Origin of the sequence: Rhodanobacter thiooxydans LCS2 (assembly GCF_000264375.1) — a bacterium.
GTDB classification, from domain to species: Bacteria; Pseudomonadota; Gammaproteobacteria; order Xanthomonadales; family Rhodanobacteraceae; genus Rhodanobacter; species Rhodanobacter thiooxydans.
This window is the reverse complement of record NZ_AJXW01000206.1, coordinates 1-254: the sequence shown is the minus strand read 5'-3', so window position 1 is coordinate 254 and position 254 is coordinate 1. Positions and strand designations below refer to the sequence as shown.

The window sequence follows — 254 nt, the reverse complement described above, 5'->3', positions numbered from 1 at the left end:
ATCCTAGAACGATTCAACGAGATATAGATAATATTCGACATTATCTATATGAATCAACGCTGCACTCAGATCTTGAGTTACAAATTCAATTTGAACAAAGTAAAAATAGCTACTTTATTAAACGTTCTCCTAAATATTCACATCAAGATGACTTACGTGTTCAAGTGACATATGAAGTGACATTTAAGCTATACGAAACGTTAAAAATACGTGATGACATTAAAATTTTAAATAAAAACGATAAAACATATGAC

General features: G+C 28.7%; 1 protein-coding gene. It reads left to right on the top strand.

All coding sequences use genetic code 11. The annotated features are described in order from the left end of the window. Nucleotides 1–254: hypothetical protein (locus tag UUA_RS20160; RefSeq protein WP_238533068.1), on the top strand; the 254-nt coding region annotated here is incomplete at both ends.